Source organism: Pseudoalteromonas sp. XMcav11-Q, assembly GCF_040104525.1.
In the GTDB taxonomy this organism is placed as follows: Bacteria; Pseudomonadota; Gammaproteobacteria; order Enterobacterales; family Alteromonadaceae; genus Pseudoalteromonas.
On the sequence record NZ_JBECOX010000003.1, the window covers coordinates 1 to 15,197 of the forward strand.

Below are 15,197 nucleotides of genomic sequence, written 5' to 3' on the forward strand. Positions count from 1 at the left end.
TTATTTAATTGGTGGGAGCGAGTTCACCTCGCGATGTTATAAACTGCTAAAAGATCGCCAGGTGAACCGGCTCCTACACAAAGTTCAATGGGTGAACAGACACCGCATAGCGTTATTTAATTGGTGGCTGCGAGTTTACCTCACGATGTTCTAAACTGCTAAAAGATCGCCGGGTGAACAGACACCCACACAGAGTGGTTAATTTGGTGGCAACGAGTTCATCTCGCGATGTTCTAAAGAGCTCAAAGGTCGCCGGATAAACCGGCTCAGACACAAAGTTCAATGGGTGAACAGATACCGCATAGCGTTATTTAATTTGGTGGCAGCGAGTTCACCTCGCGATGGTTTTCAACAGATAAAAATAAGGCCGCGGTGGGCGGCCTGTATCGGTTATTCTTCGGTGTCTACGCTGGCGTCATTGTCTTCTGGTGTCTCAACACCATTGTGCTCCAGATCATAGCTATCTACGCGCTGTAATCCGCGCGGTAACTTATTACCTCTGCGCCCTCGCTCACCGTAATAGTGCTCTAAATCACTCGGCTTTAAGGTTAGCTTGCGCTTACCTGCATGTAAGGTAACAGAAACGCCTTCAGGTACTACCGCTAACACTTTGACAAACTCTTCGCGGCTTTGCACTTTCGCGCTAGGGATAGAGATAATCTTATTCCCCTTACCTTTACCAAGCTTAGGTAAATCACGTAATGGGAATAGCAGCATTCTGCCTTCGCTCGAAATCGCCATACACATATCGGTGGCAACATCAAATACCTGGATAGGAGCCATCAAATGCGCACCTTTTGGCACGCTAACGAACGCTTTACCATTTTTGTTTTTGCTCACCATATCAGCAAAGTCACTGATAAAACCGTAACCGCCATCGGTCGCCATCAGATAAGTCGATTTCTCTTCGCCCATGACCACATGTTCAAAGTTACATCCTGACGCTAAGTTAAAGCGTCCCGTCATCGGTTCACCCTGACTCCGGGCTGAAGGTAAGCTATGCGCATCGGTTGCAAAGGCTCGCCCTGAAGTATCTAAGAACACCGCAGGCTGATTACTCTTGCCTTTCGCAGAGGCTTTATAACTGTCTCCTGAGCGGTAGCTTAGCCCTTCGGCATCGATATCATGGCCCTTTGCAAAACGCGCCCAGCCTTTTTCAGATAGCACAACAGTTACAGACTCTGATGGGATCAAATCTTTTTCGCTAAGCGCTTTGGCTTCACCACGCTCAACTACCGGTGAGCGTCTATCATCGCCATACAATTCAGCAGCTTCTTGGATTTCTTTTTTCATCAACGTCGACATACGACGCTCAGAGCCTAAGGTTTTTTCCAATCCATCACGCTCTTTTTCAAGCTCATCCTGCTCACCACGGATCTTCATTTCTTCAAGCTTTGCAAGGTGGCGTAATTTCAGGTCTAGAATTGCTTCTGCCTGCTTATCTGAAAGACCAAAACGCGCTATTAACTCTTCTTTTGGTTTGTCTTCGTTGCGAATGATTTCGATGACTTCATCGATATTCAAAAATGCAATCATCAAACCTTCAAGAATATGCAAACGCGCAAGCACTTTGTCTAAACGGTACTGCAAACGTCTACGCACCGTTTCACGGCGGAATACTAACCACTCAGATAAAATCTGACGCAAGTCTTTAACTTGTGGACGCCCGTCTAAACCAATCATATTGATGTTAACACGGTAGTTCTTTTCAAGATCCGTCGTGGCAAATAGGTGCGCCATTAATGGCTCGACCTTAACTCGATTTGAGCGCGGTACGATGACGATACGCGTCGGATTTTCATGATCCGATTCGTCACGTAAATCCGCTACCATAGGGAGTTTCTTCGCTGTCATTTGTGCTGCTATCTGCTCTAGCACCTTGGCACCCGAACATTGATGTGGCAACGCGGTGATCACCACTTCGCCTTGCTCTTCGGTGTACACAGCACGCATCTTGATTGAGCCACGACCTGTGGTGTAAAGCTTTTTGATCTCTTCTTGCGGCGTAATGATTTCCGCATCGGTTGGATAATCTGGCGCTTTGACCAATTCTAGAATTTCTTCTAGTTCGGTTTTAGGCTTATCCAATAACAAACAACAAGCTTCAGCAACTTCACGTACGTTATGCGGCGGAATATCGGTTGCCATCCCCACCGCAATACCCGTCACCCCATTCAGCAAGATATGTGGTAAACGCGCGGGTAACACTTGCGGCTCATCTAAGGTGCCATCAAAGTTAGCGGTCCAATCGACCGTACCTTGGCCAAGCTCTTTCAGCAGTACTTCTGAGAACTTAGATAAACGCGCCTCAGTATAACGCATCGCAGCAAATGATTTAGGATCATCCGCAGCACCCCAGTTACCTTGGCCATCCACCAGCGGATAGCGATAAGAAAACGGCTGCGCCATGAGTACCATGGCCTCATAACAAGCACTGTCGCCATGAGGGTGATATTTACCCAATACGTCACCAACGGTACGGGCAGATTTTTTGTATTTTGCTTGAGCAGATAAGCCCAGCTCACTCATCGCATATACAATACGACGTTGTACAGGCTTCAGGCCGTCACCAATATGTGGTAACGCCCTATCCATGATCACATACATGGAATAGTTCAGATAGGCATCTTCAGTAAAACGCCCCATCGGAAGTTGTTCAATGCCTTGCAAGGACAAGGCTTGAGGATCTGTCATGTTACACCTTACTTGTTGTTGTAGCTGATGCGATATATCGCATTGGCGTAATCATCGGAAACGAGCAGGCTACCGTCGTCGAGTTCTGCAATTGCGGCTGGTCGACCATGGGTTGTTTCGTTTTCCATAAAGCCGGTAAGGAAAGGTTCATAGCCTCTAATTTGGCCATCTTGCACATTTGCTCGCATTACTCGATAGCCCACTTTTTTGCTGCGGTTCCAAGAACCATGTTCAGCAACAAAAAGCTGATGCTTCATTGCCTTTGGAAATTGCTCGCCACGGTAAAAGTGAATGCCCAGCGGTGCAACGTGCGCTTGTAGTGCAAGTGCTGGCATGGCGTAGTCAGTCACCGATTTACCCTCGCCAAATTCAGGGTCTAGCACGCTGCCGCCATGAACATAGGGGAAGCCAAAATGCTGACCAATTTCGTCAACACGGTTGATTTCACATGGTGGAATGTCATCTCCCATCATGTCACGACCGTTGTCGCTGAACCATAACTTTCCAGTTACTGGGTGATAATCAAAACCCACTGAGTTACGCACGCCTTTGGCAATCGTCGAAAGCTTTTTCGTCTCAAGATTTAGTGAAAATATACGGCCAAACTTAGGGTCTTCGGCACAAATATTACAAGGCACGCCAACTGGAATGATCAGTTCGCCTTCCGGCGATACTGTCAGGTACTTCCAGCCGTGGTGACGTTTGTCAGGCAAATCATCGAACACCACTTCTTTTACCGGTGCCTTGAGGTTTTTTGCGATTTGCTTAAAACGCACAATACGCTCAACTTCAGCAACATATAAGTCACCGTCTTTTAGGGCGATACCGGAGGGCATATTCAGCCCTTCTGCAACCAAGATTTTCTTGTCGGCTACGCCATCACGGTTGTTGTCAATGAGTGCGTGAACTTTACCCGCTTTACGAGAGCCAACATACACAGTGCCATCTTTGCCCACCGCCATTTGTCTCGCATTTTCAACATCTTTCGCAAAATAGCTCAGCTCATACCCTTTAGGTACTGAAAGGCGCGAAAGCATATCATTTGCCAGCGCAGGTGAGCTTAATAACGCTACTGCCAGCGTCGTCGCTACCGTGGTCAATTTACTATGTATTTTCATGTTAAACCTCTGCCTTATCTCCGTGCTGCTCAAGCCAAATTTTACGGTCGCTAGAGCGCTTTTTAGCTAACAGCATATCCATCATTTCGAGGGTTTGTTCAGGCTCATCTAATGTCAGCTGAACTAAACGTCTAGTATTTGGATCCATAGTGGTTTCACGCAATTGCAACGGGTTCATTTCACCCAACCCTTTAAAGCGCTGTACGTTGACTTTACCGCGTTTCTTTTCGGCCTCGATACGGTCTAAAATGCCCTTTTTCTCATCTTCATCAAGGGCGTAGTAAACTTCTTTACCAACATCAATGCGAAATAGCGGCGGCATGGCAACAAAAACGTGGCCCTTACGAACAAGCTCTGGGAAGTGCTTCACAAAGAGTGCGCATAATAAAGTTGCAATGTGAAGTCCGTCAGAATCCGCATCCGCGAGGATACATACTTTGCCATAGCGCAGGCCTGATAAATCTTCAGAGTCTGGGTCAATACCTAAGGCAACAGAAATATCATGTACTTCTTGCGAGGCTAAGATCTGTCCAGATTCCACTTCCCAGGTATTTAGGATTTTACCGCGCAGCGGCATGATTGCTTGAAACTCACGGTCTCGTGCTTGTTTTGCTGAGCCACCTGCTGAGTCCCCTTCCACCAAAAAGATTTCTGAGCGTTCGGTTTCACTCCCAGAACAATCGGTTAATTTACCCGGTAAAGCAGGACCCGAAGTGACTTTTTTACGAACCACTTTTTTTGCAGCACGCAAACGTTTTTGCGCATTGCTAATACACAGCTCAGCAAGTAACTCTGCAGTTTCAGTGTGTTCGTTTAACCATAAACTAAAGGCGTCTTTGACAATGCCAGACACAAAGGTAGCGCACGAACGTGATGACAGCTTTTCTTTGGTTTGACCGGCAAATTGTGGGTCTTGCATTTTAACCGACAAGACATAACTACAGCGGTCCCAAACATCATCAGGCGTCAGTTTCACGCCACGCGGGATCAGGTTTCTGAATTCACAAAACTCACGCATCGCTTCAAGTAAGCCCTGGCGTAACCCATTTACATGGGTTCCGCCTTGTGCCGTTGGAATAAGGTTTACGTAGCTTTCAGCGATGGATTCCCCGCCCTCAGGCAACCAATGAAGCGCCCAATCAACCCCTTCGGTTGAGCCACTGAAACTGCCTGTAAATGGGGATTTCGGCAGCACTTCGTAGCCTTCAGCGCTGTCTTTTAGGTAATCCTCAAGACCTGCCTCGTAGTGCCATTCTTGCGTTTCTTTCGTCTGTTTATTTACGAAACGAATTCTAAGCCCTGGACACAATACAGCCTTAGCTTTGAGCAAGTGGTTTAACTTAGTAATTGAGAAGTTAGCTGAGTCAAAATAACTCGCGTCGGGCCAAAAGTGTACTGAGGTGCCGGTATTACGCTTACCAACGCTGCCGGTCACTCTTAAGTCTTCGACTTTATCGCCGTTTTCAAATGCCATTTCATAGATTTGCGCATCGCGTTTAACGGTAATTTCGACCCGAGTCGACAACGCATTAACAACCGATATACCCACCCCATGAAGACCACCGGAGAACTGGTAGTTTTTATTGGAAAACTTGCCCCCGGCATGAAGTTTGGTCAGGATCAATTCAACCCCAGGCACGCCCTCTTCTGGGTGAATGTCCACAGGCATTCCTCGACCGTCATCGATGACTTCAAAGGAGTTGTCTTCATGCAAGATCACGTCAATCTTGGTGGCATGTCCAGCTAAGGCTTCATCGACACTGTTATCGATAACCTCTTGGCCTAAATGATTAGGTCTGGTGGTATCGGTATACATGCCAGGACGGCGCTTAACTGGCTCTAAGCCATTGAGTACCTCAATAGCTTCGGCATTATAGTTTTGCTGACTCATAGGCTAGTTCTAGTTATCTTTTTATCCGCTAGTATATGCACAACATACAGTTTTGAGCAGAGCTTTGTGCATAAATTCTAATTTTTGATAGTTAAAAATTTGGTGATGGTGTCAAAATAGCGTGGAAATTCAACAAAGCTATGATCCCCACCAAACTCAATAATTTGACGACAATGACTATAATAACGCACCGCCTCTGCAAAAGGCAGCACCTCGTCGCCCGTTTGTTGCAATAATAGCAAGTTTTCTGGATTACTCAGCTGCTTGACATACATGGATTTTAACGCATCAATATGTTCATACTGCAGCTCATAATGACAGTCCTGATAAGGATTGTATTGTGGTCCAAGGTAGTCATTTAATAATGAAAAAGGCCTAACTGCAGGGTTTATCACCACCGCTTTACAGCCAAGATGTTGCGAAAAGTAGGTGGCGTAATAGCCGCCCAACGAGCTACCTAACAACACAGTATCAGAATCAATGACGCTATCCAACTGTGCCAATGCGACTCTCGGGTCATAATGTAGTCTTGGGACAAGGTATGGCGTTTGTTTATCCATCATATATTCACCAAACGCCGTCGCTTTATAGGATAGCTCAGAGCTATTAAAGCCGTGAATATAAACTACTTTCCGAGCCATTTTACCTCTGTTGTTATAGCGCTTTTACTAAATACGATGACACGATAAGCGGGACCCAAATCAGACTGATACCAGTCCTTTGTGTGCTTATCAAATTGGATTGATGTTGCAGGCGTAGCGTAGATAGGTAAAGTGCGAAATTGTTGTTGATATTCATTATGCACATGACCATGAAATAGCCCTAAGACTTGCTCTGAATCCACCAACAGGTTTAACAGTGCAGGACCATTTTCGAGCATATGTTTATCTAAATAGCCATCTATCGGCCTAGGATGGTGGTGAGCAAAAACAATCGTATTGTTGTTGATATTATTGTTAAGCTTGTCTTTGAGCGCACCTAAATGTGACTTAGCACACCATCCGGCGGGTGTTTCACCCTTTGAGTTTAACAGTAACACCTGCCCAAACGGACCTGTGATGCATTTATGACGGACGATTTGCCCAGCACTTATTTCTTCGAGTAAAGCTAGCTCGTCGTGGTTACCCGGCACCCAAAGCACCGGACATTGCAACTTACTCTCCCTCACTATACGAGCAAACTCATGATAAGAAGCCGCACTGTGATCTTGTGTTAAATCACCGCCAAACACCACACAATCGAAATGCTCTTTTGCCATCGCGGCGAAAGTGCGTTCAAGGTTAGCGGCGGTATTTACCGCAAAATATTCCCCAGAGGGCGTGGCAAACAAATGGCAATCCGTAAAATGACCAATACGAATTTGCGCTTTATCGAATTGCAGCTCGAGATCAAACCAAGCCATTGTTTACATCCCAGTTTAAATGCACGCGGCCTTTTTCTAAACACACCATAAGCCAATCAGCTAAAAACGCATTTATTTGATACTTTTCATCTTTTTGGTGCATATCAGGATTTGGGTAACCATAGGATGGCTTTATTCGACGATGATAATCACGGTGAATTACTTCAGCCACTTTAGCATCATGGTAGAGGCGCACAGACAACGAAAAGTGTGGCAAATGGGCGCTTACTGTCGCCATCTGCTCGATGTGAATGTCCGTTGTGTATTTACTGACTCCAGCTACGCTCAAACTGTATCGCGCAGAGGCTAAGTCAATCACTCGACTCTCACCGACCACTTCTTCAGGTAGCAATTTTAGCGCCCGTAAATAATTACGTTCGCACAGCGTGATGTAACGGGGCAGAGATTGAATATACTGCTTTGAGCTCAGCACTTGTGACAAAAATACGACTCCTAAACTGCTTCTATATCCGCGCTTTATTTAATGCCAACCATTGTAGACTAATAACAGTGGCAGCGTTATCGATTTCCTCATTATCAAGACGTGCAAGGGCTTCATCAAGTGGCATCACATGCACTTTAATATCTTCACCTTCTTCAGCCAGTCCATAAACCCCACTCGCTTTAGATAAATCAGCAAGCGCTAGATACAAATATAGTCGCTCTGTTGTACCACCAGGGCTTGATAAATAAGAGCGCATATAAATGAGCTTATCAAGCTCAAGTCCAGCTTCTTCTTTGGCTTCTTTTCTTGCAACACTCTCATAGTCTTCGCTCCCTTCTGCCATCCCTGCAATGCATTCCAAAAGCCAAGGAGAGTGTTTTGAAGCCAACGCTCCAATGCGAATTTGCTCGATAAGCAACACACTGCCTGTAACAGGATCATACGGCAATATTGCAACCGCATGACCACGCTCTAATATCTCGCGAGTTATCAGCTCTGATACACCGCCATTAAATAAGGCATGGGTAAATTGGTACTTGTGAATGGTAAAAAAACCATTGAAGATTGTTTCTATTGAAGAAACATTGACGTCGACTTTGTTGAACTGACTCAAAGGTTTCATAAAATAATCCTGTGTTTTTTAATAGCAACGGTTTAAAAGCTAACCAATCGCCCTTATAGTAGGGTCATACCTGAATAAGTAAACGAAGTCGTTTACCTTTAACTTTTTCCACTTTACAATACCCAAGTGGTATTAATATATTCTGTTACACTTGTTGGCGATGTTTTACGCATTTGGTCTTTAATTGGGCCGCAAAAACAGGGTAACATGCTGACAGTATAAAAATTGTCTAAGGACTGAGCGAAAAATGAAAAAAACTCTACTATCATTAGTTGTTGGGTTGTCGTGCGCACTTTCAAGCAGCCTGTCCCACGCGGAAGACCTACTGCAAGTATACGACATTGCAACGGCTAACGATCCTACCGTATTAAAGGCTAAAGCGCAGGCTGATGCGCAAAAATATGCACAAGACCAAGCATTAGGCGTATTGCTACCTCAGCTTGGCTTTCAAATGAGTTATACAGACGTTAACTCTGAAGGTCCATCGAGCCAGCAAAATGACTCGACAGGCTACACCATGTTTGAGTCTGACACTGACACCTTTCAGCGTTCAATCTCTCTAAGCCAAACCATTTTTGATATGGCATCTTGGCAGGGTCTTTCAATTGCAGAAAAACGTGCAATGCAAGCATCGACGCAATATGAGCAGCAAAAGCAAACTTTGATTGTCCGTATCGCTGAAGGTTACTTTAATGTACTAAGTGCGTTAGATAGCCTAGAGTTTGTACAAGCCGAGAAGCGCGCTATTGAACGTCAACTAGAGCAGACAAAACAGCGCTACGAAGTAGGTTTGACAGCAATTACAGACGTGCATGAAGCAAGAGCACAATTTGACCGTGCAGTTGCAGACGAAATCATAGCAAGTAATGCAGTTGAAACAGCACGTGAAACATTACGTACGATTACTGGTAAGTACCACGCTAAGCTAGATAAGTTAAACACTGAAAAGTTCTCAACAGTTAAGCCTACGCAGAATACGAACGATTTTATCGAAATTGCAAAAGCGAAGAATCTAGACCTTCAAGTTGCAAAATCTGCGGTAGACATCGCAAAAGATCAAATTGATTTAGCTCAATCTGGGCATTACCCAACACTAAACTTAAACGCTACTTACTCTGATTCTTTAGCTGACAGTGCAGGTAGACAACATGCACCACGTAGCGACAGAACTTCGGTAGGCTTAACGTTAGACGTACCAATTTACACAGGTGGCCGTACAGTTGCAGCAACAGATCAAGCTCGCGCAAACTTTGTTGCTAGCAGCGAAGATATGGAAGCGGCAATGCGTAACATGACACGATCAGTGATCACGTCTTATAACCAAGTGGTTTCAGACGTTGCAACTTACCGTGCGCTAGAGCAAGCGGTTGTTTCAGCAGAAAGTGCATTACAAGCAACTGAAGCGGGTTTTGATGTAGGTACTCGTACCATCGTTGACGTACTAGTCAGCACGCAAAACCTGTATAACGCGAAACGTAACTTAGCTGATATCCGTTATCGCTACGTACTATCATCGCTACGCTTAAAACAAGCAGCAGGTACACTATCTCGTACCGATCTTGAAGCAATTAACCAAGGTTTGATTGAAGGCTAAGTACTTCGATTATCACCTCTGAAAAGGCCAGCTATGCTGGCTTTTTGTATTTTTACAGCAATATAGATAAACTAGCCTCTTCAATTAAGTCTCAGGTATATTACTTTGGTTACTCACTCACCTTTCAGATGGTCATTCTTAGCACCTAAATTTTGGCTGACTTGGCTTGGTGTTTTCGCCCTGTATTTGATCTCATGGCTCCCACAAGGTGTTCAATTTACACTGGGTAGAGGCCTTGGACGTCTAGTTCATAAATATATGAAACGCCGCCGTCATATTGCTGATGTCAATTTGAAACTTTGCTTTCCACAGCTAAGTGAAGCAGAACACAAAGCTATGCTACTAAAAAATATGGAAAATACCGGCATAGCAACTCTTGAAACGGGGATGGCATGGTGGTGGCCAGAGTGGCGCATCAATCAAGTAGTGGGCTCTATTAAGGGATTAGAGCATATTGAAGCCGTGCAAAAGCAAGGAAAAGGGGTACTTATGCTGGTTCCCCATATGTTGCATCTTGAGATGGCAAGCCGAGTGCTAGGCACTAAAGTGCAAGGTGTTGGCTTTTATCGCCCACACAATAATCCACTTATGGAGTTTTTTATGACCCGTGGGCGACTACGCTCAAATGAGTATTTAGTCACTAAGCGAGACGTCAAAGGCTTATTGAAAACACTCTCAAGCAAACGCGTGTGTTATTACTTGCCAGATCAAGATTATGGCCGCAAGCGCTGTGAGTTTGCCCCTTTCTTTGCGGTTCCTGATGCAGCAACAACAACTGGTACTTTATTATTTTCTTCAAGCAAAAAGGCTGAGACTTTAAGCTTACACTGTACGAGAGACGCAAAAGGGATGTATCATTTAGACATACAACCTATTTTAGAAGCATTCCCAAGTGGCAATGATCTTGCAGATGTTACTCGCGTCAACGAGAGAATGGAGCAAGCAATCAATTGTGCGCCGGATCAATATATGTGGGTGCATCGTCGCTTTAAAACGCGACCTGATGAAAAGGCACCTTCGTTTTATTAGGGCCTAGAGTCTTGGAGTAGTTTGAAATGGCTAAGAAGAAAAAAAATAAATTATCGTCAATCTGGTTTTGGACTAAACACCTATCACTAGGCGTGTTACTCATTTGGGCTGCCTACTATTTTCTTTTTGGTGCCTCTAAAGATATGAACTTTAGGGAAACCACCAATGTTGCAGCGCAAGGCCTGTCGCAATTTTACGAAAGCTTTCGAAATAGCATGAGCAATCGTGATACCGATCGTGAAAAGTATGTTATCACACTCGGAAAGCCCACCTATCCGCTTGACGATGCGCTAGCACAAAGAGCGCTCGCAGTTAAACCATCTAACCCTAAATGGACCGGTGAAAAACAACCAAGACGCTTTGACACAGGCGATACTTTAAAAGATGTACTTACAAAGCAAGCCAAAGAAGAAGGTGTGGAACTGTTTTGGTATCTAGAGCGTGACTATGTGGTGAAGTATAACTTCCGTCTCGATACTGACTTTGTTTCTGCACTCTATCAGGTTGGAACGGCGATAAACGACGACTTTGAATTTCAAGTCTACACATTTTTCTGCCCGCGAGAGCGTGCTGCGGTTATCACCGAAAACCCACCAATCTATGTACGTGAAAACTGCCGTAAGCTAGCGGGTTAAGCAAGTACCCGCTGCCAAACTTGAGTGACTTGTTGTGCGTGTTGATCAAACGCTTCACGCCCAACAACCCTACCTAATTGGTTTAAGCTATTAAAATGATATTGATCTCTAAACAAACAATATGCAGAGATTAAGTGCTTCATTTCATCACTATCAATCACTTCAACTTCACCCGCTTGCTCTAAAATACGTATATTATCTGGATAAGTACAAAGTGCTGGATACTGACTGCTATATCGCAACACAATGTACTGACTGATAAATTCAATATCCGTCATGCCGCCAATTCCCTGCTTTAAGTCAAAGTGACTGTCACTATCTTGGTTAAGGTGGGCTCGCATTTTTTCACGCATATTGCGAACATCTTCCGCTAATTTAGGCATGTCTCGCTGCTGCATTAGTATTGCATGACGTATTTCCTCAAATCGTGCGGCCATTTTCGACTCACCTAACACCATACGAGCTCTCACTAGCGCCTGATGCTCCCATGTCCAAGCTTGCTCTAACTGGTATTGGTAAAAGCTTTCTAGATTGATAGCGAGTAAGCCCGAGTTTCCTTCAGGGCGAAGTCGAGTATCTAATTCGTAAAGCATGCCAGAGAGCGTTTTGGTATTGAACAAATGCATTAAACGCTGTGCCAGCTTCATATAAAACTGTCTTGAAGAGATAGCTTTATCACCCTGAGTTTGGCTTTCGCCGTCACGATTATGCACAAACACTAAGTCTAGATCTGAGTTGTAACCGAGCTCATATCCCCCAGCCTTGCCATACGCTATTACAGCAAAGCCTTTTTCTTCTATTGTTGCACCTTCAGGCGCACCAAAACGCGCCACCATATGCCCCCAAGCAATATCGACGGCTTTTGCGATAATCGCCTCAGCAAGCGCAGTTAGATGATCGCTCACCTTCATAATATCCAACACGCCAGTGGCGTCTGCAGCCGCGACTTTTAGCTGATGCGTTTGTTTAAATTGTCGCAGCGCTTCCATCTGTAGCTCAACATCTTGCTCATCTATACGTAAAAATGCTTGCTGGATCTCGTTTTTATAGGCCGTTAATGGCAAAGGTTTGTAGAGAGTTTGTGGGTCGATAAGCTCATCAAGGAGGATCGGGTATTTCGCAATATGCTCAGCAATCCACGCGCTATGACAACAAAGCTTGATAAGTTGAGTCAACGCACCGTGATTTTCGTAAAGTAGCTCCAAATATGCAGTACGAGACGCTACTTTATTGATCACACTGAGCACGCGAGCGAGCGCCGGCTCCATGTTTTGTTTACTAAGCTCTCGTAGCAAGGCTGGCATTAACTTATCGAGAATATCGCGACCACGAGTGCCCGCCTGCTTTTTACTTAGCCCTTGTTTAAACTCCATCAAGTCAGTTTGCCAAGTCTCAAAACACGGTGCAGCTCGGCACTGGCCTAGCTGAGCAATTTCTCCCGTTTGCCACGCGTAAACCGCGCTATCGTCTTCATCTAATTCTTCTTCAGGCGGTTCACCAATGACTTGACTAAACTCAGCCCGGATATGCTGCGTCACAACCTTTAGCATTTGCTCAACTTCGGCGTAATCGTTACATTGCAATAAGTGGCTCAGGCGCAGACAATCTAAGTTGTTGTCGGGTAAAGTTTGCGTTTGTTTGTCGTCAAATGCTTGTAGATATTGCTCAACTTTACGCAGCACTAAATAGTTCTCATGCAGACGGTTTTTGACCTCGACAGGGACAATATCAAGCGCTTCAAGCTCTTCTAATGCCTGTAACAATGAAGGGGTTTGTAATGGCGTTTCGCGACCGCCGCGTATCAGTTGCAAAGCCTGCACAATAAACTCTACTTCTCGAATGCCACCAGCGCCCAGCTTTATGTTATTCGTTAAGCCTTTGCGTCTCACCTCTTGGGCAATCATATTTTTCATCTTTCGCAGTGAATCTATCACAGAAAAGTCGATATAACGGCGATAGACGAACGGCCGAATTAAGTCGTAAAACTCTTGCCAATACGGCGACGGTTCACCAATTGGCCGCGCCTTTAACATCGCATAGCGCTCCCATTCTCGACCTTGATCTTGGTAATAATCTTCCATCGCGGCATAGCTCATTACCAAAGGACCACTATCCCCAAATGGTCTTAAACGCATATCGACTCTGAATACTTGGCCATCAATGGTAACTTGATTAAGCGCTGAAATAAGTTTTTGTGCCACTCTAGTGTAAAAAACTTGCGCCTCAATACTGCGCCGGCCACCGGATGTGTCGACACTTCTCGGATAGGCAAAGATCAAATCGATATCAGAGGAAAAATTCAGCTCCTTACCACCAAGCTTTCCCATGCCTAATACCGTCATAGGTATCGAGTTACCAGCCTCATCTTTTGGTGAGCCTGATTGCGCTTCTACGCTTAAGTACGCCCATCGGTACGCATTTGAAATCAAGGTATCGGACAGCTGCGAAATATAGCGAATACTGTCATCAATCTCATTGCCTGCAACCAAATCCAGCCACATCACTTTAAGCCAATACTTTAACCGATAGTGACGCAGCTGCTGCCAAGCTTGTTTTTCTTCAACCAAAGGCGCGGAAAAGTCAAACACATCAGGACAGTCGCGCATTTGCATCTGCGATTCATCGAGCAGCCAAGCTCCCCACTCAGGAAATCGTGTAAGCGTACGCTCGGCAAAATCACTCAACGCCAGTAACCGTGCCAGTTTGGGCTCCATCGGCGCATCACCATAAATCATTTGGTAACGCTCTTGAGCAAGCGTATTTAGCGCTGCTTGAACAAACAATTCCGACATAAAAAACTCCACGGTAGACTGGCTCTCTTTGTGAGCAGTGTTATAGTAACTCTATCTAAAACACAACCTTACACCGAGTATGAGTTATTTGTCTTTAAACAATATCAACTTTTTAGCGATTTTGATTTGCTTTGTCATTGTCTGCGGTTTAACTATTTTGCTGCGCTTAATGATCCAACGTAGCGCCAACAATCTCCTTGATGACGAGCTCGCACAACGTGACAACTTTGCACTTGGGATCAGCTATGCCAGTCAAGTGACGATGCTGTGTATTTGTGTTGCATACTTATTCAATGACTTAGGCGTGGTTAGGGCGCAGGCACACCCTCTGCAAGTGGCCTTACATATAGGGTTGATCATTGCCTTTGTATACTTCGGCCAATGGATCCATCGCAAATGGATTCTGTATCAGTTTGACGAAGAAGAAGCGATTTTAAAGCAAAATATCTGCGCCGCGATGGTGGACTCCGGCATGTTACTCGGTAACACCATATTGGTGCTTGGTTTATATCATTGGGTGCACCCGAAAGGCTGGAGCGATCTATTAGTCGTAGCCCTCGGCTTTATGCTATTGCAGCTGCTTTATACGCTAGATAGTAAAATCAGAGAAAGTCGCTTTGCCAAGTTCAATCAAGGGGCTTCTTTACAACAAAATTTTAATCTCAGAAACACTTCGATTGGTATTCGGTATGCAGGCAAATCCATCGGCCTCTCTTTAGCCATGTATGCGGGGCTGCACAGCGCTCCCTACCATGGAGCAAAAGTGGTAGAAAACTTGTTTTCGGTTGTCATGCATTGCGGTGTAATGTGGCTTTTTCTTTACATTGGTAGCTACGTATTGCTGCATTTATCCTTACCTAAGGTCAATATTGGTCTAGAGGTAGACCACCAAGATAACGTTGGCATCGCATGTTTGGAGTTTGCAGTTTTCTGCTCAATAGGCTATTTACTTATTAACTTGTTTTCGGTGTAACG

Annotated in this window: 12 protein-coding genes; 4 read left to right on the top strand and 8 right to left on the bottom strand. The window is 45.0% G+C overall.

The genetic code is table 11. The annotated features are described in order from the left end of the window. Positions 1 to 390: 390 nt before the first annotated feature. The 7 genes from parC to ABMY45_RS05650 all read right to left on the bottom strand — a co-directional run bounded on the left by parC (position 391) and on the right by ABMY45_RS05650 (position 8,172). The gene (parC, locus tag ABMY45_RS05620; RefSeq protein ID WP_039494472.1) at positions 391 to 2,694 is read right to left on the bottom strand and encodes a DNA topoisomerase IV subunit A; all 2,304 of its coding nucleotides are present in this window, start codon (positions 2,692 to 2,694) and stop codon (positions 391 to 393) included. Between the two features lie 8 nt (positions 2,695 to 2,702). Further along, a complete protein-coding gene (locus tag ABMY45_RS05625; protein WP_174170316.1) occupies positions 2,703 to 3,812 on the bottom strand; it encodes a PQQ-dependent sugar dehydrogenase in 1,110 nt (369 codons plus the stop codon). Between the two features lies 1 nt (position 3,813). After that, complete coding sequence (gene parE / locus ABMY45_RS05630; RefSeq protein ID WP_010607699.1) at positions 3,814 to 5,703, bottom strand: DNA topoisomerase IV subunit B; 1,890 nt, start codon at positions 5,701 to 5,703, stop codon at positions 3,814 to 3,816. Between the two features lie 77 nt (positions 5,704 to 5,780). Further along, entirely contained in the window at positions 5,781 to 6,344 is a 564-nt protein-coding gene (locus ABMY45_RS05635) for a YqiA/YcfP family alpha/beta fold hydrolase (protein WP_349288569.1), read from the bottom strand. Then, complete coding sequence (locus ABMY45_RS05640) at positions 6,329 to 7,105, bottom strand: metallophosphoesterase (RefSeq protein ID WP_174170319.1); 777 nt, start codon at positions 7,103 to 7,105, stop codon at positions 6,329 to 6,331. Before ABMY45_RS05640 ends, ABMY45_RS05635 begins: the two co-directional genes overlap by 16 nt. Beyond that, positions 7,092 to 7,547 (bottom strand): DUF1249 domain-containing protein, encoded by a 456-nt coding sequence (locus ABMY45_RS05645; RefSeq protein WP_010379051.1) that lies wholly within the window; start codon positions 7,545 to 7,547, stop codon positions 7,092 to 7,094. Before ABMY45_RS05645 ends, ABMY45_RS05640 begins: the two co-directional genes overlap by 14 nt. 22 nt (positions 7,548 to 7,569) lie before the next feature. Then, positions 7,570 to 8,172 carry an NUDIX domain-containing protein gene (locus tag ABMY45_RS05650; RefSeq protein WP_174170320.1) on the bottom strand — a complete coding sequence of 201 codons (603 nt, stop codon included), beginning with the start codon at positions 8,170 to 8,172 and terminating at the stop codon, positions 7,570 to 7,572. A gap of 247 nt (positions 8,173 to 8,419) precedes the next feature. Here ABMY45_RS05650 and tolC point away from each other — a divergent pair, with 247 nt between their 5' ends. The 3 genes from tolC to ABMY45_RS05665 all read left to right on the top strand — a co-directional run bounded on the left by tolC (position 8,420) and on the right by ABMY45_RS05665 (position 11,430). Then, positions 8,420 to 9,766 carry an outer membrane channel protein TolC gene (gene tolC / locus ABMY45_RS05655; RefSeq protein ID WP_010607703.1) on the top strand — a complete coding sequence of 449 codons (1,347 nt, stop codon included), beginning with the start codon at positions 8,420 to 8,422 and terminating at the stop codon, positions 9,764 to 9,766. Between the two features lie 105 nt (positions 9,767 to 9,871). Then, complete coding sequence (lpxL, locus tag ABMY45_RS05660) at positions 9,872 to 10,795, top strand: LpxL/LpxP family Kdo(2)-lipid IV(A) lauroyl/palmitoleoyl acyltransferase (RefSeq protein WP_010607704.1); 924 nt, start codon at positions 9,872 to 9,874, stop codon at positions 10,793 to 10,795. Positions 10,796 to 10,821: 26 nt separating this feature from the next. Then, positions 10,822 to 11,430, top strand: coding sequence for a TcpQ domain-containing protein (locus tag ABMY45_RS05665; protein ID WP_017217000.1), 609 nt, complete (start codon positions 10,822 to 10,824; stop codon positions 11,428 to 11,430). On the opposite strand, the gene glnE is transcribed toward ABMY45_RS05665, so the two are convergent. Then, positions 11,427 to 14,222 carry a bifunctional [glutamate--ammonia ligase]-adenylyl-L-tyrosine phosphorylase/[glutamate--ammonia-ligase] adenylyltransferase gene (gene glnE / locus ABMY45_RS05670; RefSeq protein WP_174170322.1) on the bottom strand — a complete coding sequence of 932 codons (2,796 nt, stop codon included), beginning with the start codon at positions 14,220 to 14,222 and terminating at the stop codon, positions 11,427 to 11,429. The genes ABMY45_RS05665 and glnE overlap by 4 nt on opposite strands. Before the next feature lie 79 nt (positions 14,223 to 14,301). Here glnE and ABMY45_RS05675 point away from each other — a divergent pair, with 79 nt between their 5' ends. Continuing rightward, entirely contained in the window at positions 14,302 to 15,195 is an 894-nt protein-coding gene (locus ABMY45_RS05675) for a hypothetical protein (protein ID WP_029215930.1), read from the top strand. Positions 15,196 to 15,197 lie beyond the last annotated feature (2 nt).